The 24477-nt window shown below is 40.3% G+C and carries 18 protein-coding genes; 9 read left to right on the top strand and 9 right to left on the bottom strand.

The features are described from left to right. The first annotated feature begins 48 nt into the window (after positions 1-48). Positions 49-1983, top strand: coding sequence for a hypothetical protein (locus tag J1N10_RS14685; RefSeq protein WP_262327481.1), 1935 nt, complete (start codon positions 49-51; stop codon positions 1981-1983). Continuing rightward, positions 1983-2495, top strand: coding sequence for a GNAT family N-acetyltransferase (locus J1N10_RS14680; RefSeq protein ID WP_262327480.1), 513 nt, complete (start codon positions 1983-1985; stop codon positions 2493-2495). Before J1N10_RS14685 ends, J1N10_RS14680 begins: the two co-directional genes overlap by 1 nt. 1 nt (position 2496) lies before the next feature. Here J1N10_RS14680 and J1N10_RS14675 read toward each other — a convergent pair whose 3' ends face one another. Further along, a complete protein-coding gene (locus tag J1N10_RS14675; RefSeq protein WP_262327479.1) occupies positions 2497-2952 on the bottom strand; it encodes a type I restriction enzyme HsdR N-terminal domain-containing protein in 456 nt (151 codons plus the stop codon). 143 nt (positions 2953-3095) lie between these two features. On the opposite strand from J1N10_RS14675, the gene J1N10_RS14670 reads away from it, so the two are divergent. From J1N10_RS14670 to J1N10_RS14650, 5 genes are all read left to right on the top strand, one after another. Continuing rightward, a complete protein-coding gene (locus J1N10_RS14670) occupies positions 3096-3872 on the top strand; it encodes an AMP nucleosidase (protein WP_262327478.1) in 777 nt (258 codons plus the stop codon). A gap of 12 nt (positions 3873-3884) precedes the next feature. After that, entirely contained in the window at positions 3885-4886 is a 1002-nt protein-coding gene (holA, locus tag J1N10_RS14665; RefSeq protein ID WP_262327477.1) for a DNA polymerase III subunit delta, read from the top strand. A gap of 80 nt (positions 4887-4966) precedes the next feature. Continuing rightward, on the top strand, positions 4967-5587 hold the full coding sequence (locus J1N10_RS14660) for a rhomboid family intramembrane serine protease (protein WP_262327476.1): 621 nt from the start codon (positions 4967-4969) through the stop codon (positions 5585-5587). A gap of 4 nt (positions 5588-5591) precedes the next feature. Further along, positions 5592-6086: a D-glycero-alpha-D-manno-heptose-1,7-bisphosphate 7-phosphatase gene (locus tag J1N10_RS14655; protein WP_262327475.1), complete on the top strand. Its 495-nt coding sequence runs from the start codon at positions 5592-5594 to the stop codon at positions 6084-6086. Further along, positions 6086-6964 (top strand): aminotransferase class IV, encoded by an 879-nt coding sequence (locus J1N10_RS14650; RefSeq protein ID WP_262327474.1) that lies wholly within the window; start codon positions 6086-6088, stop codon positions 6962-6964. The genes J1N10_RS14655 and J1N10_RS14650 overlap by 1 nt, the downstream gene beginning before the upstream one ends. Here the strand turns inward: J1N10_RS14650 and J1N10_RS14645 are convergent. Beyond that, positions 6933-7526, bottom strand: a complete 594-nt coding sequence (locus tag J1N10_RS14645; protein WP_262327473.1) for a YqgE/AlgH family protein — start codon at positions 7524-7526, stop codon at positions 6933-6935. The two genes, J1N10_RS14650 and J1N10_RS14645, sit on opposite strands and share 32 nt — an antisense overlap. A 288-nt stretch (positions 7527-7814) precedes the next feature. On the opposite strand from J1N10_RS14645, the gene J1N10_RS14640 reads away from it, so the two are divergent. Next, positions 7815-9731, top strand: a complete 1917-nt coding sequence (locus J1N10_RS14640; RefSeq protein WP_262327472.1) for a Na+/H+ antiporter NhaC family protein — start codon at positions 7815-7817, stop codon at positions 9729-9731. Positions 9732-9836: 105 nt separating this feature from the next. Here the strand turns inward: J1N10_RS14640 and J1N10_RS14635 are convergent, their stop codons facing one another. Then, positions 9837-12260, bottom strand: coding sequence for an alpha-ketoacid dehydrogenase subunit alpha/beta (locus tag J1N10_RS14635; RefSeq protein ID WP_262327471.1), 2424 nt, complete (start codon positions 12258-12260; stop codon positions 9837-9839). A 189-nt stretch (positions 12261-12449) separates the two neighbouring features. On the opposite strand from J1N10_RS14635, the gene J1N10_RS14630 reads away from it, so the two are divergent. After that, positions 12450-12692, top strand: a complete 243-nt coding sequence (locus tag J1N10_RS14630; RefSeq protein ID WP_262327470.1) for a hypothetical protein — start codon at positions 12450-12452, stop codon at positions 12690-12692. A gap of 151 nt (positions 12693-12843) precedes the next feature. Here the strand turns inward: J1N10_RS14630 and J1N10_RS14625 are convergent, their stop codons facing one another. The 6 genes from J1N10_RS14625 to J1N10_RS14600 all read right to left on the bottom strand — a co-directional run bounded on the left by J1N10_RS14625 (position 12844) and on the right by J1N10_RS14600 (position 24363). Then, entirely contained in the window at positions 12844-13986 is a 1143-nt protein-coding gene (locus J1N10_RS14625; protein WP_262327469.1) for a hypothetical protein, read from the bottom strand. A gap of 72 nt (positions 13987-14058) precedes the next feature. After that, positions 14059-15063, bottom strand: coding sequence for an FAD:protein FMN transferase (locus tag J1N10_RS14620; protein WP_262327468.1), 1005 nt, complete (start codon positions 15061-15063; stop codon positions 14059-14061). Positions 15064-15137: 74 nt separating this feature from the next. Further along, a complete protein-coding gene (locus J1N10_RS14615; protein WP_262327467.1) occupies positions 15138-16268 on the bottom strand; it encodes an efflux RND transporter periplasmic adaptor subunit in 1131 nt (376 codons plus the stop codon). 29 nt (positions 16269-16297) lie between these two features. Beyond that, the gene (locus tag J1N10_RS14610; protein WP_262327466.1) at positions 16298-20647 is read right to left on the bottom strand and encodes a CusA/CzcA family heavy metal efflux RND transporter; all 4350 of its coding nucleotides are present in this window, start codon (positions 20645-20647) and stop codon (positions 16298-16300) included. A gap of 75 nt (positions 20648-20722) precedes the next feature. Continuing rightward, positions 20723-21115: a hypothetical protein gene (locus tag J1N10_RS14605; protein ID WP_262327465.1), complete on the bottom strand. Its 393-nt coding sequence runs from the start codon at positions 21113-21115 to the stop codon at positions 20723-20725. Positions 21116-21243: 128 nt separating this feature from the next. Further along, the gene (locus J1N10_RS14600; protein WP_262327464.1) at positions 21244-24363 is read right to left on the bottom strand and encodes a glycoside hydrolase family 2 TIM barrel-domain containing protein; all 3120 of its coding nucleotides are present in this window, start codon (positions 24361-24363) and stop codon (positions 21244-21246) included. Positions 24364-24477 lie beyond the last annotated feature (114 nt).

Raw genomic sequence — 24477 nt, 5'->3', positions numbered from 1 at the left:
AACTATTTTGCGAAGTCAAATTAAAACCAAACATTAAGTACATAAGGTATGTTACAACCAAACGCACTAATCGTTGCATTATTACTGTTTATTTCTCAGTTAACCCTGGCTCAATCTGACACTAAAGTTGATAATAAAAAATTCAATCAAGCTGTTAAGTTAGCTGATGATGAAGCCTTTGGTGAAGCCATTAAATTATTCTCTGAAATTCTAAAGGATGATCCGGAGAACGTACCAGCATTATACAACATTGGCAACTGCTACCTCAACACATCTGACGGACCTGATACGGCGATTGTGTACTTTGACAAAGCCTACAGCATACTTGAAGAAGATGAGAGAATTGGGGATATCGGCGTAGATATTCAACTATCAATTGGTAAGTCGCAACAGTATTTATTGCAACATGAAAAAGCCATTACAACATACGAGAAACTCATTGAAATATTACCGGCCGAAGACGACCTGTTGCGCCAGGAAGCCATGCGTGAGATTGAAGTGTGCGAAAACGCTATTGAACTGATGCAATCGCCTGTTGAGTTAAAAGTTAAAAATCTGGGGCCAAACATCAACTCAAAATACGACGACCACAGCCCTATGATTTCGGCTGACCAAACATCTTTGTTTTTTACTTCACGAAGAGCATCCAGCTACAGCGAGTTGTTATTTGACGGGCAGTATGCCGAACGTATCTATTCGGCTAATAAAGAAGAGACAGGCTGGTCAAAAGCAAAATCGTTGCAGGAGCTTTTTAAAAAACCCGGACACGAGGCGGGTGTTGGCTTATCTGCTCAGGCCACCGAATTAGTGATTTATCGTAATGATGTTGACGGAGCTAATCTATATATCAGCAACTACGACGGCTCAAATTGGAGTGAACCAATGCAGATGGTAAGCCCAATTAATTCGAAATATGACGAAACACACATGACTGGTACTGTTGATAAACAAACGGTTTATTTTACCAGTAACCGTCCTGGTGGCATGGGTGGTTTTGACATCTATCGCCTCCGCCGCCTACCTAATGGCGAGTGGGGAAAAGCTGAAAACATGAAAGCATTCAACACGCCATACGATGAAGAAACGCCTATGCTTCACCCTAACGGCAAAGTAATGTACTTCAGCTCAGAAGGTCATAATTCTATGGGACAATTTGATATTTTCTACTGTGTGATGGATGATGATGGCAATTGGGGCCCTGTGCACAATATTGGCTACCCGATTAACACCCCTGACGATGACTTCTTCTTTGTTCCAACAACAACACCAAACATTGCCTATTATGCCTCGGCAAGATATGATGATAACTATGGCGGTTCGGATATTTATTTAATTGAATACCAAGAACCGGAAATCAACCGTTTAGCTGTTTTCAAGGGCTGTATTAACTCAACTAACGATGCCCCGATTGAAAATGTTGAAATTACGGTAACCCGCCAAAGTGATGCTGAAGTTATTGGTAATTACAAACCACACCCCGGAACCGGAAAATACATTTTGATATTGGAAACTGATGAAAAATACAATGTAGAATACTCTGGGCTTGGTTTCGACAAGCAATCAAAAACAATTGATGTAACGCGAGAAATGACTTATAAAAACTCGAGCCAGGCCAGTAATATTGATGATGTGATGATGGTAGCAGTTGCTCAACCTGAACCCGAAACAACAGCGTTGGCAAGTACATCAACACCACCTACTCAATACGATACTTCTGATGGTATTCCATATTACACTATCCAGATGCTGGCACTTAAAAAGCCTGTTGCTGACTACAATGTATTTGTTGATTTGGAGCATGATTTGATTAAAGAATACAAGTGTAATGATGGTTTCTATCGCTACTCATATGGTGCATTCAAAGGCTTTAAAGCAGCTTTAAAAGGCAAAGACAAGGTATTAAACACCGGCCTTTGGTCTGATTGCTTCGTAAGGGACATTAAGCAATACGACGGCTTAACTGAAAACACAACTACAGAATAATGACAACTGATGAAATTGCCTTAAGAGCATTGGAACCAGAAGATATAAACCTGCTTTATGAGTGGGAAAATAACATGAAGATTTGGGAGGTGAGCAATACGCTCACCCCTTTTTCTAAGCACCAGTTGGTAAAATACATTGAACAGGCTCAACTCGATGTTTTTCAAACCAAACAACTTCGATTAATCATTGAATTAGAACTGTCGAAAGAGGTATTGGGCATGATTGACCTCTTTGACTTCGATGGCTTTCATCAGCGTGGTGGGGTTGGTATCATCATCCATGAGAATCATCGCCAGAAGGGATATGCTTTTGAAGCCCTGAAATTATTCTCTGATTATTGCTTCCAACAATTAGGGCTCAACCAGCTTTATGCCAATATATCCATTAACAACAAAGCCAGCATTGCCTTATTCGAAAAAGCTGGATTTAAATTGGCAGGCGTTAAAAAGCGTTGGCGAAAAACAAAAGATGGTTTTATTGACGAGTGTTTATACCAACTTTTAAGATAGATTACACATACACTTCCTCTGCTTTTGGAATGGCCTTCAAAAGCTCATAATTACCCATTTCATCGATTAATTTCGCACAATAGTGCTGCATACCATTTGTTACAATCAGGTAATCAACCTTAAGCTTTGTATTGTAACGAGACGCCTGATTGAATACAGCTCTTGTAACAGCCACCTCAGGAGCTTTACATTCCACTATAATCCTGGCTTTTCCCCGCTTATCATACAATACAATATCAGCCCGCTGACTTAAGCCATTTACCTTCACCAGCATTTCAACAGCTACCAGTCCAGCCGAATAACCCAGTCCTTTTAGCAGGTAGTGAATAAAGTGCTGACGCACCCATTCCTCTGGCGTTAGAGCAACAAACTTCTTTCTCACCTCATCAAACACCTGAGTTTTATTGCCTGCTTGTTTAGTTCGAAACTGCACGGGTGGCAGGTTAAGCTTTTGCATGTACTCCTTTTTTTTCAACAAAATAAATCAATTTAGCCAGAAAAAGTTACCTTAGCGTGAAGAATAAAATTTAGCTTCTCGCACTTTATTCCCACCTGTGCCCGGCTATTATGCTTTTGCACTTAACCTTAAAAAAAATTCCTATGAAGACTAAAAAAGAAATAGTTGATAACTGGCTACCCCGCTATACCGAAAGAAAGCTTGAAGATTTTACTCCATACATCCTTTTAACCAACTTCAACCACTATGTGGAGTTGTTCTCAGAATGGTACGATGCGCCAATTTTAGGCAAAAATGGCAATATGCCCAACTGCAGTGCCAATGGCATCACCATCATCAACTTCGGTATGGGAAGTCCCAATGCAGCTACCATGATGGATTTATTAAGCGCCATCTCCCCTAAAGCGGTGTTATTTTTAGGTAAATGCGGTGGTTTGAAAAAGAAAAATGAATTGGGTGATTTTGTTCTTCCAATTGCAGCTATTCGAAGCGATGGTACATCTGATGATTACCTGCCGCCTGAAATTCCGGCTTTACCAGCCTTTAGTTTGCAGCGTGCTGTTTCAAGTGCTATTCGTGATAACGAGCTGGATTATTGGACAGGAACGGTTTTTACCACCAACAAACGCGTGTGGGAATACGACGAACGTTTTAAAAAATACCTGGAAAAAACGCGTGCCATGGCCATTGATATGGAAACAGCTACTATTTTTACAGTCGGTTTTTATAATCATATACCAACGGGTGCTTTATTGCTTGTATCGGACCAGCCAATGATTTCAACAGGAGTTAAAACATCGGCCAGCGATAAAGTGGTGACTGAAAACTATGTAGAAAAACACATTCAGTTAGGTATTAAAGCCCTGTCGACCATTATGAATGGTGGCAAATCGGTGAAGCACCTAAGGTTTGATAGTTAAGAGAGATAGTCGATGACTTTTGAGCAGATTTTACAAGAACTAAAACAAAAAACATATCGTCCCATTTATTTTTTAATGGGCGATGAAGGTTATTTTATTGATGAAATAACCAACTACATTGCCAATAATGTGCTGACAGAAGAGGAAAAAGGTTTTAACCAAACGGTTCTGTACGGAAAAGATGTGGACACAACCGAAATTATCCATGCAGCGCGTCGTTTTCCTATGATGTCGCAACATCAGGTAATTATTGTAAAAGAAGCTCAAAACATTCCAAAGATTGAGGATCTGGAAGTTTATGCCAACAACCCGCTCACCTCAACCATTTTAGTGATTAACTATCGCTATAAAACACTGGATAAACGAAAAAAATTCTATAAAAGCGTTGCTAAAAACGGCGTTTTATTTGAAGCCAAGAAGCTTTACGACAACCAGGTGCCTCAATGGATAAATGGCTACTTAAAAACAAAAGGTAAGTCTATAGAACCAAAAGCTTCAGCCTTGCTTACTGAGTTTTTGGGCAGTGACTTGTCCAAAATAGCACATGAATTAGACAAACTTGAATTAGCCATAGGCTCATCGGTTCAGACCATAACCTCTGCTCACATTGAAAAAAACATTGGTGTAAGCAAAGATTATAATAATTTTGAATTGCAAAAGGCTGTTCTGAACAAAGACGTAGCCAAAGCCAATAAGATTATCCTGGCCTTTGGTAAAAATCCTAAGGCCTATCCCATTCAGATGACAACAGTAACACTGTTTGGCTATTTTCAAAAGTTACTTGCCTATTACTACTTGCCTGATAAATCAAAAAATTCGGTTGCATCAGCCTTAAAGATTAACCCATTCTTTGTAACTGATTATACTGCCGGAGCACGCAATTATCCCGCTCGAAAAGTGGTTCAAATCATTAGTCTTATCCGAGAATACGATATGAAGTCAAAAGGATTTGGAAGCTCTACAACGGAATCAGGAGAGTTATTAAAAGAGTTGGTTTTTAAAATTATGCACTAAATTTTAATGATTAATTATTAATGGTAAATGATTAATGCAATCAACATTGATAATTAATCATTTACAATTAACCATTAGATATGGATATTTCAATTATTATCATCATCGTTATTAGTTTAATTAGCATTGCGGGTTTTAGCCAGCCCGAGCTGATTTACAAATACCAGTTTAATGCCTGGCAGATTAAAAACCGCAAAGAATATGTGCGATGGATAAGTCATGGGTTCTTTCATGCTGATTGGGTACACTTGTTTGTCAACATGTATGTTTTATTCTTCTTTGGTGGATCTCTACTCTATAGCTTTAAGTGGTCAATTCCTGTCAATAGTAACATTGCATTTCTTATATTGGTTTTTAGTGCTTTCGTAATTTCTAGTTTAAAATCTTATTTAAAAGAACAAAATAATTACAATTATAATGCAATTGGTGCATCAGGAGCTGTCTCTGCTGTGGTTTTCGCGAATATTCTTTACGACCCACTTGCGATGTATGGTTTCTTCTTTATCAGAAAACCTATTCTACCAGCAATACTATTTGGGATTGGGTATCTTATATATTCAGGATATATGAGCAAGAAGAATGTTGACAATATTGGTCACGATGCGCATTTTTGGGGTGCCGTTTATGGCTTTGTGTTCCCCATCTTTCTTAACCCTTCATTATTAGTCCGCTTTTTTAACGAATTACTATCTATTTTATAATCATATGAATAAAGCAGTTTTCATCGACAGAGATGGAGTTATTAACAACGACGAAGGCCATTATTACATTTATAAAGTCAAAGACTTCAAACTGAATCCAGGCATTATTGAAGGGTTAAAACTATTACAGGATGCCGGGTTTAAACTATTTGTTATCACAAACCAGGGAGGTGTTGCCAAAGGCGAATACACCGAAGATGATGTAGAAATGGTGCACGGCCATTTTCTGCAGATGATGTTCGATAACGACATTCGCATTACTGACATCTATTATTGTCCGCATCACGAATCGCTTGAAGCATGTGACTGTCGCAAGCCACAGCCGGGAATGATACTACAAGCTATGGAAGAGCACCAAATAGACAAGAACAATTCCTACCTTATTGGCGATGCTGACAGGGATGTGGAAGCCGGTAATGCAGCCGGGCTTAAACAGAGCTTTAAGATTGAAAAGAACAGCTCCATTATCGATGTTTGTAACACCATCATCAAACTTTAATGGATCAAGAACTGTACATATCGCTCAATGGCATTCAAATGCAGGCCGACAAAGCCGTGCTTAATGTCAATAACCGTTCTTTCAGGTATGGTGATGCCTTGTTTGAAACCATTCGCTGCATTCAGCAAAAACCCATGTGGTTTCACGACCATTACCAACGACTGATTAATGGCATGAGCCTGTTACAGATGGATATTAAAAGTCTTCCTCCGGCCACTGTGCTGGAGGAACACATATGCGCATTGATTCAAAAAAACCGCTTATTTGGTGATGTTCGAGTACGTCTAACTGTTTTTCGCGAAGATGGTGGTTTGTACGCGCCTGCTAATAACAAAGTACAGTGGCTAGTTGAAGCATCTGCTCTTAACACCCATAATTATGAGCTAAATACCAAGGGCTTGTTAATCGATATTTTCGAAGACGAGAAAAAACCACTGAATCGATTTGGGCAATACAAAACAGCTAACGCCCTATTATTTATACTGGCTGGCTTATTTAAACAAGAGCAGGGTAAAGATGATGTCTTAATCATTAATTCCAACAACCAGATTATTGAAGGTCTGGCATCCAATCTGTTTTGGGTCAAAAACAATGAATTTTATACGCCACTGCGTTCATCAGGCTGTGTTAATGGAGTGATGCGCAGACAAATTATTCGCTTGTTGCGAGACAATAACTGGCCAATTCATGAGGTGAGTGGAACTGATTACGATACCTTATTACAAGCCGATGAAATATTCTTAAGCAATGCGATTCAAGGTATTCAATGGGTGGTTGGCTTAAGAGATAAACGGTATTTCTGCAAATTAAGTAAGAAAGTTAACCGCTTACTTGTTGAGGCAGCGACTAGTTATACGAAGGATTTTCAGGAAAATTAGTCCAGGCTTTAAACACATCGCCCAACCCTTCCATAGCCTGTTTCCAGATGTGGTCAATATCATCATCCATTACCATATCATCAGAGGTATCAGCAACAATCCATGATTCTTCTTCAATTTCATTCTCCAACTGTCCGGGCGACCAGCCTGAATAACCTGCAAAAAACTTGACCTGTGTATGATCAGCAATGCCCGTATTAACCAGGTTCTTAATCACTTCGAAATCACCACCCCAATAGAGGGTATCTGTTATTTTTACCGAATCGGGTACTTTATCGCCAAGGGTATGAATAAAATACAAGGTATTGGACGCCACCGGGCCTCCTACATACAGTTCGCCTTTAAAATTGAACAAGTCTTCAATCACCTCATCCGGATATAACTCCGAAGACTTATTCAACACGAAACCCACTGCTCCTTCTTCGCCATGCTCGGTTAAAATAACAATCGATCGACTAAAGTAAGGTCCCTGCAAAAAAGGTTCTGCAATCAAAATGCGTCCTTTTGCTGGTTTTAATCCGGGCTTCTGTCCTTTGAATATGTCAAAATCTAAACTCTTCATGCTGTCAACTTCTAGTTTAAATGTAACACTTTTAATTTAAGTTTGTGAGTATAACAGCAGTCATTCCTCAATAAAAACAGGCCATTCACCAAAGAATGCCAGATTTAAACCACTCATTTACTTACCATTGACTTTTTCGGACCATTTATCTTCATAAGCAAAACTTAATATTAAAACACTTTAAAGTTTATTAATTCAACAACATATTAGGCCTTGTTAGTCAAATATTATTAACTTGTTTCTCATTGTCACATTATCACAAATCAAACCAGATCTAATCGTTCAATTATGATTTCTAAGCGTTGTGCTTTTCACCTCTCATTGCTCCTGTTTCTATTACTATCCTTAACTCATTCAGCATCTGCCAATAATCAGCATAGTCATATAGAGCTACCTCCTGCTGTGATGAAAGGTGTTTCATCCACCATTCGAATTATTGATCCTGATGCATCTGAAATAACGCAACCACAACTTTTGATTAATGGTGTCAGGCGCGAACTCCGAAGCGACGAGCAGGGACTCTATTTTGAATATACTTTCAATGAAGCAACTGAAATACAATTAATACAACAAAACCACGTAGAAAAAAGAGGGGTAACGCCTATTCCTTTGTGGTTATCCATTCTTCCGCCCCTAATTGCCATTCTCATGGCCTTAATTACCAAAGAAGTGTTTTCCTCGCTTTTTATTGGTTTACTTATTGGCACATCCATCATTTATAAATATTCTGGTATAGGCTTGTTTGTAGCACTGTTTAAAGGTGCTTTTGCTATAATAGACACCTACCTAATGCAAGCCTTACTGAGTCATGAGCACTTATCCATTATTATCTTCAGCATGCTAATAGGAGGTATGGTAACACTCATATCATTGAATGGAGGCATGAAAGGCATTGTGAATATACTGTCGAAATATGCCAGAAATCGTCGTTCGGGGCAGATGATTACCTACCTGATGGGCTTATTGATTTTCTTTGATGACTATGCGAATACCCTTGTTGTTGGCAACACCATGCGTCCGGTCACCGATAAACTGAAGATATCGCGCGAGAAACTGGCTTACCTGGTAGATTCCACCTCAGCCCCCATTGCTGCCATTGCTTTTATCACCACCTGGATTGGAGCCGAACTAAGCTATATTCAACAAGGCATCAGTGAAGTTGGGCTTGAGTCATCGGCCTATTCTGTTTTTCTTTATTCTCTAAAGTATTCATTCTACCCAATATTAACTTTACTTTTTGTGCCAATATTAATTTGGCAAAAGCGGGACTTTGGGCCAATGCTTAATGCAGAAAAACAAGCCATACAAACACAACTTGACGATATTAAAAAGAAAGGGCGTTCACCACAGATAATGAAGGAGCTGGAAGTAGCTGAAGACGTGACACCACGATGGTTTAATGCGGTGATTCCTGTGTTAATTGTAGTATTGGGCACACTTGCTGGTTTAATTTATACCGGTTGGGATGTTAGTATATGGGGCGACCAAAGCCTGAGTTTAACCACCAAGCTGTCAAAAACCATTGGTGATTCAGATGTGTTTAATGCCCTCATCTGGTCATCCCTTGCCGGTGTGTTTGCAGCCCTGGTGCTCACTACCTCTCAAAAAATACTTAACCTAAAGGAAAGTATAGAAGGGCTAATTAATGGTTTTAAAACGATGTTTCATGCCATTTTAATACTGGCACTCGCCTGGTCGCTGGCCCTATTGACTGATCATTTACACACAGCCAAATTTATAACAGGCATTCTGACTGCTATTAATATTAGCCCTGAGTTTATCCCGGCACTGACATTTGTTTTTGCAGCAGCTATTGCCTTTAGTACAGGTTCGAGTTGGGGCACCATGGCCATTATCTATCCTCTTATACTACCGGCTATTTGGAAAATTGGACTTGAAGCAGGAATGGATACCGATGAGATTCTACCTTTGTTTTACAATGCCGTATCGTGTGTATTGGCCGGCTCAGTATTGGGTGACCACTGCTCACCCATATCAGACACAACCATCTTAAGCTCGCTGGCTTGCTCATGTCATCATATTTATCACGTAAGAACACAAATGCCTTATGCTCTTTTGGTGGGAGCTATAGCCTTATTAGTTGGCACCTTACCATCAGCTTTTGGAGTGCCAGTACTCGTTTCTTATTTAATGGCCGGAGGCATACTATTTGGATTTATCCGCCTGAAAGGGAAAGTAGTATAAGAAAACCATAGATATAAGATAAAAGACTTTGGACTTAAGAAAATACACTTACATAGTATCTACATTTTGTCTTTCGTCTAATATCTTATGTCTATTATCTATTCGTTAATATATCGCCGGGAAACGCTTCGGATCTGACTCTGCCATTAAAGCATAAATGGCTTCATAAACATCCTCTGCATTCGGATTACTGAAATAGTCACCATCGGTGCCATAAGCAGGACGGTGATCTTTGGCAGTTACTGTTTTTGGCGAAGCATCTAAATGATAAAAAGCACCATGCTCTTCTACTACTTTGTGCATCATAAAAGCCGTTGCTCCACCTGGCACATCTTCATCGAAGAACACAACCCGGTTGGTTTTCTTCACTGACTCTAGTATGACTTTATTGACATCAAATGGCAATAAGGTTTGTACATCAATCAGCTCCACGGACACCCCAATCTCGGCCAACTGCTTCACTGCATCCTGGGCTATACGCACACATGAACCATAGGTAACCAATGTTACATCTTTACCTTCTTCAATGATTTCAGGAACACCCAAAGGCACTTTGAACTCACCTATGTTTGACGGACGCTTTTCGCGCAAACGGTAGCCATTTAAGGGTTCAATAACCAGTGCCGGATCATCTGCCGACAAAAGTGTATTGTAGAAACCTGCCGCTCTGGTCATATCACGGGGCACACAAACATATACACCACGAATGGAATTGATGACCATGCTTAAAGGCGAACCACTGTGCCAGATGCCTTCCAAACGGTGGCCTCTCGTTCGTACAATAACCGGTGCTTTCTGTCCATTTTTAGTTCGGTAACGCGTTGTAGCCAAATCGTCACTCATGGTTTGAAGCGCATACAGTAAATAATCGAAATACTGAATCTCGGCAATTGGACGAAGACCGCGTAATGCCATTCCAATTCCTTTACCTAAGATGGTTGTTTCGCGAATGCCTGTATCGCGAACACGCAAATCACCATATTTCTCCTGCATGCCTTCCAGCGTTTGATTCACTCCTCCCAAAAAGCCTGTGTCTTCACCAAAAGTCACCACCTTAGGATTGTTAGCAAATATATGGTCGAAGTTATCGCGTAAGATTTCACGTCCCGGGACGGTTGGTGCATCTTCATCAAAAGCAGGCAAAACAGTCACTACCTTCAAGGCTGAGTAATCATCTTCGCTATACAACCATTTACTGTAGTTCTCCCATCCCTGGCCAAAATATTTTTTCACCCAAGCCTTCAATTGAGCTTTCATCGAATCTGGCTTTTCGCAAGCTGCACAATAATGGCGTAACACCTTTCGCGCAGCACTCAATATTTCCTTTCGATTAAGCGACAACCCAGACTTTAGCTGTTGAACAATCCCATCAATTTTATCCTGTTTTATTTCATTACAAATACAAGTTTTCCGGGTAATAATATCCAACAGCTCCTGTCGCTCCGTCTTAAAGGCATCATTAAACTCCTTGAAAGCTTCCTTCTGGGCTGCTTTTACTTCAGCCACTGCCTCCTCTTCTATTACATCTAGCTCTTCAATGGTAGCCAGTTTACTCTCAACCATCCACTGACGCATCTGCACCAGTCCATCATAATCTTTTTCCCACTGCAGGCGTTCGGGCGACTTATAGCGCTCATGCGAACCACTTGTTGAGTGACCTACAGGTTGCGTCAGTTCTTCCACATGAAATAACACTGGAACGTGCTCTTCGCGGCATCGCTTAATACCTTCTTCATACATCTGGCACAGGCCGGCATAATCCCAGCCTTTAGCTGTATAAATCAGCATTCCTGTTTTATCTTTTGCACTTTTTTCAAAACCTTTCAGGGCTTTACTGATGCTTTCTTTGGTCGTCTGAAATTTCTTCGGCACCGATATACCATAACCATCATCCCAAACCGAAACAGCCATGGGGATCTGCAGAACACTAGCCGCGTTTAAGGTCTCAAAAAAGTGTCCTTCTGAGGTGCTGGCATCTCCAATCGTTCCAAAAGCCACCTCGTTACCATTAATACTAAACTGGTCGAATTGCTTTAAATCAGGATTATTGCGATATAGTTTTGATGCCATGGCCAAACCGACTAATCGTGGCATTTGGCCTGCCGTTGGTGAAATGTCAGATGACGTACATTTTATATCAGTCAATCGCTTCCAGTCACCTTTTTCATCAATGGTGCGTGTGCCAAAATGGTTGTTAAATGAGCGCCCTCCATTATCAGGGTTCAACTCTGTTCGTGTTTCACCATATAGCTGTGCAAAAAACTCCTTTGGAGTCATCATACCTGCAGCTAAGATAAAGGTTTGATCCCGGTAATAGCCCGACCGCCAATCACCGTTTTTAAATTGCTTGGCCATGGCAATCTGGGGGATTTCTTTACCATCGCCAAATATTCCGAATTTAGCTTTACCTCCCAGCACCTCTTTACGCGCCAGCAAACTCATATTACGGCTAACGCAGGCTACTTTATAGTCGGTAATCACTTCATTCTTAAACTCAGCAAAACTGAGTTCATTGCGTTCAAATGACATATAAATGATTTTTTACTGTTTTTAGTTGCTATGACACAAATCTAGTAAGAATGTGCCATTATTTATTGGGCAACTATCAAACATATGAAGCATGTGCTTTGTTTGCTTATTACCTTAAGAAAGTTTAAATACGAATTAGGGTAATGTAAATTTTAGTAGTTTTGTACCGAATAAAAAAAGGGAAAGATTATGTGGCCAGTTATATTATTAAGCATCGTTTTAATGGGCATTGTTTTTGTGTTGATGGCAATCAGAATTCTTCTGCAGAAGAATGGGAAATTTCCAAATTCGCACATAGGTGGTAACAAAGCATTGAACGAAAAGGGCATTTATTGTGCAACAACGCAAGATAAATTGGCCCGAAAAGAAGCATTGAACATTAAGCCTTTGAAGCTGGATGGTGAATATGAAAGCAGAACAACAAGTTGTTAAAATATTAAAAGAGGTTTTCACATTGAAAACCTCTTTTTTGTATGCTATCAAAAATGATTATCACTAGCATAAGAAAAGAGGCTTCCAACAATGGTAAACCTCTTTTTTCCACTCATTACACCCAAACCCAACACATCATATTTTATCTGTCTTAATCAGAACCTTCACCTTCTTCATCTCCATTGTAATTATTTTCAATATATATCTGCCAGGCCAATCGGTTAATTACCTTTTTTGACAAATAGAGCTCTTTCATCGAGTCAAACAATGAGGACAGTACTTCTTGCGAATCACCGATCAAATCAGAAAGCAGAATGGGTGGTTCATCACTCAGCATTATCTGCAAATCCCTGTTTTTGTTCATAAACAAGCAATTGACACTTGTTGGCGTTTCGCCCTCGGATATAATTACCTGTACAACAGCATCCTCTCGCAATTCATCGTTTTTATATACAACATACACCAGCTGATTCTCTTCATCAAGTGTTTTCACAATACGTACATCTCCCACCTGAATCTCATATTCAAATTGCAAATTAGGATTCCCCCCAAGCAGATTAAGGCTAAAAGCTACCATTTCGCTGAATAAGGTATCCGCTTCTGCATTCTCCAAACGGTATCCAACTTTAATGGTATCACCAAATTGAGTATCGACAACGATAAAATGGTCATCTGTAAACCCAAATTTGGAAGATGTTTTGGCATCAAACAGACCGTTACTTTCTTCATCAACCCATAATTCACCTGCATATTCCTCATCAACATCAAAGCGGGTGGCCAAATGATAATTATGCCATAACAATCTCTTATCTATCTCATAGACAAACTCCGAAGTACTTATCATCAAATTATTAACGAATGCCTCTTCCGAGCTATGTTTAAACAACTGGCTTGGCTCTTTTACCTTTTCGAAAGGCAGGTGAATAATAAACCAGTCACTATCATCAATTCGCTGAAAAAAAGATTGGCAGGCTACATTATTCTGCGCAGGAGCTTCTTCAACTTCCGGTGCATACTCATAAACACCTTTTATGTCGTCGAGGTAGATGTTTATTCCGGGCGCATCATCCTCAACCGCACTTTTATTAGTGGCTTCGCGAACAAACAAACCATAGGCCTTAGAACTTTCAATAGCTTTCACAGCCTCGTCAATTTCATAAGCTCCTACGTCAATAGTCTCAGCCAGACTTAAGGGTTCAATTGTTGAATCTACATTTTCATTGGATTTCTCACAACTCCCCAATAGCACACCCAGAACAAGGAGTATACATCCTACACTTGCATTTCTTTTCATGAGTCAATGGTATTATTTGGTTAAAAATTTCGTTCCGCTTTCTCATTTTGAAACTGCAAGTTATAACGTGAATCACTCGTTGTCAAGAATATATTTTGAAAATCCTTTACTCATTTTCACTTCATATTCATCGTCCTCTCCATCCAATATAAAATAAGCCTCTAGTTCATTGTTTTGCTCAACCAGAGCTAGGCTTTTTTCATATCCGAGAACCATAAAAGCAGTAGCATAAGCATCGGCTGTCATGCAATCGGGAGCTAAAACCGACACACCCAATAGGCGGTGACTAACCGGGTAGCCAGTAAAGGGGCTAATAGTGTGGGCATATTTTTTACCTCCTTTTATATAGAAGTTACGGTAATTGCCCGAAGATGCTAAAGCAACATCGGAGATGCTAATAATTTCTTGCAACTGGCGATTGAGCACCTCTGGGTCGTCAATGGGTTTATCAATGCCAACCCGCCACTTGGTCTGTTTCGGGTTAAAGCCTTTCACGCGCATTTCGCCTCCAATTTCCACCATGTAATTATCAACACCAAAGGATTCCAGCACTTCGGCTACAACATCAACCGCAAAGCCTTTGGCAATGGCACTTCCATCAAGCATAATCTGCGGTTTATCTTTAACAATTTTATTATCAACCAGTCGCACCATATCCATGCCCACATATTGACGAATAGAATCAATGGCAGCATCGGTGACACTATCTTTTTTTGAGAAACCAAAACCCCAGGCATTGACCAATGGTGCTACCGTCATATCAAAAGCGCCATCGGTCGCCTCTGTTATAGCTTGAGCAGCCTCAAACACCTGGCGAAAATAAGTATCTGTCTCAACTGATGTATTGCGGTTGATTTTACTGATCATCGACTCTTCTTTATAGGTCGACATAGACCAATCGAAGGCATTTAAGGTACTTTGTATGGTATCGGATAAATCCTGGTCACTTTCATAGGTCATGTGATAGATTGTACCAAAAATAAGCCCTTCGGTGCGGATATATTCTTTTTGAGGTTGACAGGCAATTACTGAAATGGTTAAGAATGCCAATGAGACGATGTGTTTGAATTGTTTCATGAGGAATTGTTTTTGGCAAAGGTGAGAAATACCTATTCAAATACAATGTTTCAATTTAATTTTCTGGCAGCAATTTAATCAAGTGGCAAATTATAGACTCCGGATAATAGTATCCGCTCATCCGGTTTAATGTTTTTAACTTCAATAAAACCATTGAACTCATCCCCCCGATTAAGCTGCTGCTTCTCCAGATAATAACCTTTATCATTTTGTTCTTTAACAACAAAATAGTAACTATCATTCCCCTCTTTAATAACGGATTGCAAAGGTAATCCAAGTGCTTCCTTATGACGCGTTATAACCTGAGCCTGCACATATGATTTGTAAATTAAGTTTTGCTTTTGCATTGAATCTATTGTTGCCCGACACTCAATTGCTTTTGTATCATCTTGCACGCGCCTGGCAATTGTAACAAGCCTGGCCGAATTAAACTGCTGATTGCTATTGGGCAGGCTAAACTGTACTTGACATCCATTGGCTAACTGTGGAATATCTTTTTCAAAGACTGATAAAACTAGCTGCAAACGACTGGCATCAACAACTTCGGCAATCAACTCCTGTTGCTCCACATATTTCCCCAATACCACGTTAAGTTGTGTCATTTCGCCATTAATGGGCGAAACCAGGGGATAAGTATTGGCTATTTTACCTTCTTCAATTTTAGTAATATCCAAGTTTAAACGTTGTAACTGCTGCCTGTAGGCATTATAATCAGTAACCGCCTGCTGGTACGCACTCTCAACATTCAGAAACTCTTTTTCACTACCAATATTACTCTTATAAAGTTCTTTGGCTCGCTCATAATCAGCGGTAATTTTCTTCATTTGTGCCAGTGTACCAATGTATTGCTGCTGAAGCTCAATAAGACCAGCTGAAGAAATTAAAGCAATTACTTCGCCTTTTTTTACCTTTTGACCTACAATTGCCTGCACTGTTTCAACGTGCCCCGGTAAAAGCGTATTTATCTGAGCCACTCCATTGGGTTGTGCTCCAATATGACCGTAGCAATTAATTCCACTTTGAAATGTCATTAGCTTTGCCTGCCCTATTTGCATATGCTCGGCTTCAAACTGTTCTCTTGTAATATAAACCAAACCATGAGCCTTGTCTTCTCCTTCATCAGATTGCTGAGTTGAAGGAGTACACATCCAGGAACCTGACGCCAACAAAATAATTATTAGCGCTTTGATTATTAATTGTTTCATAATATCATCTATTTAAATAGGTCGTAGTTTTATTGAAGGTAGTTTATTTCCAAAACCAAATGGTTGTATTGATAAATGTTTTCGTAGTAATCCTGCACTAATTCCAAAGCATTCTCCATAGTCATGATAAATTGCATGGCATCCATCTCACCAAGCTCATAACTGCGCTGGGCTGTTTTTATCATGGTTAAACTTAATTCTCGTCCTGTCTCTTCAAAAAAGGTGATGGACTCCTGGTATTTGAGCAATTCTGTTAGAAGATTTTTATACCGACTCGCCAGGTTCCTGCGGTAATATTCCTGCATTTTCTCATTTATATCCAATCCAATTTTACGGGCATTTATCCGTGCCTTTTGTCCTCCAAAAAACAATGGAATTGACACCCCAACATATACACCTGAGTATTGGCCAGCATCTGCATAATTGTTTGTACCGCTGTAATACCCAATAGAAAGATCGGGCAGCAACTTATGTCTTTCGACACGCAACATTGCATTCTGATGTTGTTGCTGCTGCACTATACCTGCCAGCACCATGCTCTGTTCCGGTCGGTAAGCTTTTATTTGCAAGGTGGGAAGAGCCTGAAACGGCACATATAACGCACTGTCAATCATAACTAAATCACTTAGTTGAGTCTCAGCCACAGCCAAATCATAATTTATTTGTTTTAGAAGTAACGACACACGCTGGTGTTTGGCCAAGGCATTGAGTTTTTCAACATTACCGATATCGCCTTGTGCAAAACGTGCTTTGGCATTAGATGAAAAATTGGCATACACACTATCAACTCTCAGTAAAACCTGGCGTTTGTTTTGATAATAAACAACTGCATAATAGGCTTGTGTTACTTCCTTTGTTAGCTGCAAAAATTGTTTTTCGTATTCCTTCTCCACCAACTGCGTTTCAATGTTATTGGCTTTTTTTTGCACCCCATATACGGTGGGAAAACGGAAGCTTTGCTCCACACCCAACACGTATAAAGGATGCCCGTTGGCTGCGATATTATTCTCATCTCTATCGTAATACAGTTGTGTTTTATCTATATCATATGCGGTGGATGCCAACTGTTTACTTTCATCTATTCGCAAACGATAAGCAGATAGTTGTTTGTTATTTTCGATAGCTAAATCAATAGCCATTTGAAGGCTGACTTCGTTTTTTTCTTTATCCTGTGCCATTAAGGAAGTAGTGGCTAATGTCACCAGCAACAGAACCGAAGTACCATTTCGTATTATCCGAAACGGAAACATAGCAATGCGCTTGACATTATAAAACAATTCAAACAACAAGGGCAGGGCCACCATTGTCAACAGCGTAGAGGTCACCAACCCACCAATAACAACCGTGGCCAGTGGACGCTGCACTTCAGCCCCAGCTCCCGACGATATAGCCATAGGCAAGAAACCCATGGCAGCCGCTGAAGCCGTTAGCATTACCGGACGTAACCTGTCTTTTGTTCCCATAATTATCAGTGTTCGTATATCACTTGTGTTTCCGTTGAGTTTTAATTCTTTGAGGTGCTCTATTAAAACGATACCATTTAAAACTGCTATACCAAACAGAGCTATAAAACCAATACCAGCCGAAACACTAAAAGGCATATCGCGCAGCCAAAGCGCCACCACTCCTCCAACTGTTGACAGGGGCACTGCCGTAAAAATCAACAGGGCATCACGTAAGGAGTTAAAAGCAAAATGGAGAAAAATAAAAATGAGAGCCAAAGCCAAGGGCACCGCAATAAATAATCTTTGAGTGGCATTCTTAAGGTTTTCAAACTGTCCGCCAAATTGAATATAATATCCCGGCTGGAGCGATACATATTCATCAATAAGATTTTCTATATCAGCCACTACCGACTTTAGGTCACGGTTACGCACATTTACACTCACAACTACCCTGCGACTGGCATTTTCTCTTGATATTTTTGCAGGTCCCTGTCCGACACTAATCGTTGCCAGCTCTTTCAGAGGTACCAGCTTTCCGTTATTAAGTGGCACCATCAGCTTTTCAATATCAGCCAGCTCCTGCCGGTTTTGTGGAGAAAGACGCACCACCATATCGAAACGCTTTTCACCGTCGAATACAACACCAGTCGACTCGCCACCAAATCCCATGGTTAGATATCTGTTTAAGGTGGCAATATCGGCTCCATAATAGGCTATTTTATTACGGTTGTACACCACGCTCATTTGTGGTAGACCAACTGTTTTTTCGAGGATAATATCTGCCGCTCCCGGCACATCTTCTATCAACCGCTTAATTTCATTGGCTTTTGTATCCAGATAATTCAAATCCTCACCAAAAATCTTAATCGCGATATCGGCCCTCACACCTGTTATGAGCTCATTAAAACGCATTTCAATAGGTTGGGTAAACTCATACTCAACCCCGGGGATAATGCTTAATGCCTCTTTAAACTTGTCGGCCAGTTCCTCTTTTGTATCAGCCGAACTCCAATTGCTCTTGGGATGCAATTTAATTATCATATCAATCTCTTCCATCGACATGGGATCGGTTGGCACTTCTGCAGCCCCTATGCGACACACAATCTGATTAACCTCCGGGAACTTTTCCATTAAAATTTGCTCCATCCTGGTTGTCATCTCAATCGTTTTTGATAAAGAAGTTCCTGTTTTTAATACGGGCTGAATTACAAAGTCACCTTCATCGAGGGTGGGCACAAACTCACCGCCCATTTGCCCAAACAAGACTCCGGTGCCCACTAAAGCCAAAAACGCCATTCCAAGAATTAGCTTTTTATGACCACAAGCCCAGTTTATCACCGGCTCATAAGTTCGATAAGCTGCTGACATTAAAAAAGTCGTCAACTTGTTTTTCTTTGTTTTTTCGGGTTTAAGAAACAGCGAAGCAGCAACCGGTAACCATGTCAGACCCAAAAGCATTGCACCAATTATGGCAAAACTAAATGACAGTGCCATTGGTCGGAACATCTTCCCTTCAACACCAGTAAGTGCCAATATTGGGATAAAAACTATCAGAATAATAACCTGGCCAAAGATGGCTGAATTCATCATTTTTGAAGCTCCTTTATTGGTCAATTCATCCATCAACGATTGCCTGCCTGAACTTTCTCCATTTTCAAAAACCGCTTTTTTACCAGTTACCTGGATGACAATGAACTCAACAATGATAACCGCACCATCGATAATAATACCAAAATCGAGTGCTCCCAGACTCATCAGGTTGGCATCCACACCAAATATGTACATCATCGATAAAGTAAACAATAACGACAACGGAATCATGGAGCCGATAACCAACGCTGAACGAAGATTGCCAAGTATCAAAAAGACGATCAAAATAACAATAATACAACCAAATACCAGGTTCTCAATCACCGTTAAAGTTGTTTTGTTTATTAGCTCACTTCGTTCTAAAACCGGGTTGATAAAAACGCCTTCAGGCAAGCTCGATTGTACTTCTGTCACGCGTTGTTTAACAGCTTTAATAACCTCTTTTGAATTAGCATCTTTGAGCATCATTATCTGCCCCAGAACCTTTTCACCTGTTCCGTTGGCTGTTATTGCTCCATACCGGTTAGCATGCCCCAATCGCACTTCGGCAATATGATTGATAAGAATTGGAACACCTTTGTGAGTGGTCACCACTATCTGCTTTATATCATCTACTGACTTCACCAATCCATCTCCGCGGATAAAATAGCTTTGGTTAGTTTTTTCGATATACGAAGCGCCAGATATACTATTATTTGCTTCCAGGGCATTAAAGACATCCATCAAGGTTAAACCGAGACTGGCTAATTGTGTTGGGTTAACAGCTATCTCAAACTGTTTTAAATAGCCTCCCCAGCTATTAACTTCTACCACTCCTTCTATACCGGAAAGTTGCCGTGCTACAATCCAATCCTGAATAGTACGCAGCTCCATTGCAGAATAGCGCTCTTCGTATCCCGGTTTTAAATCCAGCACATATTGATAGATTTCGCCCAGCCCAGTAGAGATTGGTCCCATTTCGGGCTCACCAAAACCTTGAGGTATATTGGAGGTAGCCGATTTTATTTTCTCAGCTATTAATTGCCGGGGCAAAAACGTGCCCATTTCATCTTTAAATACAATTGTCACCACCGACAAACCAAATTTCGAAACAGAACGTATTTCTTCAACTCCCGGCAGATTAGCCATCTCCAGTTCAACTGGAGCCGTAATAAACTGCTCTATTTCCTGGGTGGATAAGTTGGATGATGTAGTGATAACCTGTACCTGATTATTGGTTATGTCAGGCACTGCACCAATAGGAATATTCATTATTGAATAAAAACCAGCCCCAACAATGGTGAGGGTAAATAATACAACGATCAATTTATTTTTAACGCTGTATGCAATTATTTTACTAAGCATAGTATCCGATTTATACCTTATAACAAGGCCTATTTTGCACTCAAAGCGGCATTAGCTGTTTAGCCAATGTGATAATCAGGCTATATATAGCCAGTACAATGGGCAAGGCGAGCCCCGAAGTGGATAAATCGTATAAAAAGGATGGTAAGAAATCGGGATATTGACAGTATACCCGTTGATGGTCAGTCTTCTTGAACAGACTTTAGGAATACGAGGCAGATTCCCGATTGTGTAACTAATGTAGCTCGCAGCTTTTCCTTCGTTAACTAACTTCTTATCAAACTTATAATCTTCTAAATGATGGCAACCTGTATCACTGGTTATTGCCACTTTCAATAAATCGAAGAAAGAGTAATCGACAGAAGTGCTAAATTGAGACAAAGCAATACTGTTCTGATGCGAATGCGCAAAAGATGAATGTCCCAGAATAATAAGTAATACTGCTGAGAATAGTATTTGTTGTACCAATTTCACTAACAGTATAACAGCAGATGTAGGTTAAAGTTTACTATGATAAAAAAAACAGAGGTTTGTATCCTAAGATGCATGTCCAACAAGAATACAAACCTCTGCTTACCAAGTACAAGAATTACAACCTATCGATTGTAGGTATATCTCACTTTATTCAGCGTTTCACTCTCTTTTACCGGACTCAGACGGAAACTAAATGAATAATTACCGGCTGGCACACGATATTGCGGATGTGCCTGTGCTCGCCAACCCCAAGTCGTATCGCCACCCACACCCATGTGCTTGTGATCGATACAGACCGATATTTCATCGCCCGGCACTATATCTGTACCGTGCGCCATATCGCGCTGTCCTCTGTGTTCTAATTGCTTGAAATCAAACTGCTGCACATTAAATGCTAATGACTGGTCCGCCACAATCAACACTCCTTCGCCAGCTTTATCCGTTAGGCTAAACCAGTTGACATCCTCCTTAAGACCTGTTTCCTGCGAACGCACATAAGAATAGTACTGTTCCCATACTTTTCCATTATACACTCCCTTTTTCATACCTGTTTTGCGATCTGCATAACTTTCAAGCGGACCGCGTCCATACCATTGCAGGTTGTCATAATCAGCTGATAGCTTAAATGCTAAGCCAACACGCGGTAGTTCAGGTAAGGTGTCGTTAATCGCATAATCAGCAGTGATATTTACATCTCCACTTTCGTATATCTCATAACGGGTTGTAACATAGGAGTCAGCTTGACTTAACATCTGCTTTATTTGCACTTCAACACGATCATTCAACTTGTTCACCTTTGTTTCTGTGGCTTTCCAGCTTGTATTTTTCCATGATGCACACTTAATATTCATGCCCCAGGCTAAATCATTTTCGGTTGGTGCACGCCAGAAATTTGGCTGAAGGGGCGCCTTTAACAATGCTTTTTCGTTAACTGTCCACTGTGCTAACTCACCTGTTTGCTTATTAAACACCAACTCATTTTGTGAATTAGAAACAATTATATTCGCCTTCGTCTCTTTGACCTTATAACTATTTTTCGATGTATTAGCTATTTTCTTGTCAAATGATTTGATAACAAACTGGTCCCATCCCATTTCATGTCCTTTATTAACCAAAGCAGAAGCTTGCTTCTGACGAATGTGGAAGGTCAGCAAATATTCGCCACCTATCTGCTTATTCAATGCGCCATAATCAATTGAAAATGCGGCTTTTCCCTGCGGTGCAACCTTAGGCATTGCAACGGATTTCGTTACTACTACATCGTCATAATAACTAATGGTATAGCTTAATTCCCATGCATCAGTACCTATAAAGTTGAAACGGTTCCAAAGCTCAAACTCTCCTTTGGTAGCATCTACTTCCAAAATTTTTAATGGCTGATATACCTTTTTTACTTCGTAGATATGCGGGTTAGGAAGTCGATCACTAGTAACCAGGCCGTTGGCACAAAATGATGAATCGTTGCTTATACCCACATAACCCAAATCACCACCGTAGGCATAATATGGGTTACTTTCATCGTCTTTCACGGTAAAAGTTTGGTCGGCCCAGTCCCATATAAAGCCACCTTGCAAGCTCGGCTCACTATCAATCAAATCCCAGTACCCTTGCAAGTTACCAACCGAATTACCCATGGCATGTGCATATTCGCACAGGATATAAGGCTTTGTGTAATCGCCCTCAATATATTCGCGCATCCAATCAATGGTGGCATACATTGGTGCAGTAATATCAGTATGCTCCTTTGAGCGTGCCTGCTCATACTGAACCGGACGCGATGTATCGCGCGATTTAATCCATGCCGATGTCTTCTGGAAATTAATGCCATCTCCGGCTTCGTTACCCAATGACCAAACAATGATACTCGGATGATTTTTAGTACGCTCCAACATACGTTGTGTACGATTCAAATGCGTGGCCAACCAGGCCGTATCTTTTGCCAATGATTCTTTCCCATAGCCCATGCCATGCGATTCGATATTAGCTTCATCCACCACATACATGCCATATTCGTCGCACAACTCGTACCAGCGAGCCATATTGGGATAGTGCGATGCGCGAACCGCATTAATGTTATGCTCCTGCATAAGACGAATATCTTTAATCATATCTTCTTCTGTTAACACGTTACCATTAACAGCGTGGTGCTCATGACGGTTGACACCACGTATCGTGACAGGCTGTCCATTAACCAACAACTGACGGTCTTTAATCTCAGATGTTCTAAACCCAATACGACGAATAGTTGACTCCAGTACGTTCTTTTTAGCGTCGTATAAAGTAATGCGCAGGTCGTATAAGTTTGGTGTTTCAGCTGTCCATGCTTTTATAGTAGAAATTGGTTGGTCCAAAGCCAGGGTTACATTCTTTTGCGAACCTTTAAGCGTTTGCCTGGCTGAAGCCATTACTGTTTTTCCTTCCAGCAGTTCAAAACCAACTTGTAGTTTTTCATTGTTGGCACGTTGTAGCTCTACCTCCACCTTTAATGTTCCATCCGAATAGTTATTAGTTAAACCAGCGTGCACAAAGAAATCGCGTATATGATTAGGCGTTCGCGCAACTAAATACACATCGCGTTCAATACCGCTCATTTTCCACATATCCTGATCTTCGAGGTAGGAGCCGCTGCAGAAACGATATAACTCAACAGCTAAATCATTCTCCCCCTTTTTCAGATATGGTGTTATATCAAATTCCATAGGCGTTTTAGAACCTTCGCCATAACCTACTTTTTGTCCGTTTATCCACAAATACATAGCCGAATTAACTGCACCAAAATGAATGATCACCTGTTTACCATCCCAGCTTTGAGGTATTTTAAACTGACGCTTGTACGAACCAACCGGGTTGTGATCAACCGGCACAAATGGCGGGTTGGGCTCAAAAGGATAAGGCACATCAGTATATATAGGCGCCGAATAGCCTTGTAATTCAATGTTACCGGGCACTTTTATATCATCCCAGTTACTAACATCGTAATCCGGCTTATAAAAGTTCTTTGGACGTTTGCTAGGAGCAACCGACCAGTTAAATTTCCAGCTACCATTTAATGACTGATAACGTTCTGACTGTTGCCAGCTATTTGCCTGTGTTTCATCCGGATTATCATACACATAAAATATGGCATGCGGCTCCAGCATATTAATAGCAAACACATTCGGGTCTTCCCAATCTTCCATTTTTTGCCCATGACTTATTTGGGTTAAACTAAAAAGTAAAAGTATAGATAGTATTCGATTCATTGAATTATATTTTTAAAGTTTTCCCGCTGATTTCGCTGATTAATGCAGAAATGTATCTATTAAAAAGATTGTCTTTGTCCTAAATGAAACAATTCTTTTCTGCGTACTTCTGCG

Origin of the sequence: Carboxylicivirga litoralis (assembly GCF_025499605.1) — a bacterium.
Taxonomy (GTDB): domain Bacteria; phylum Bacteroidota; class Bacteroidia; order Bacteroidales; family Marinilabiliaceae; genus Carboxylicivirga; species Carboxylicivirga litoralis.
This window is presented reverse-complemented; position numbering and strand designations above follow the sequence as displayed.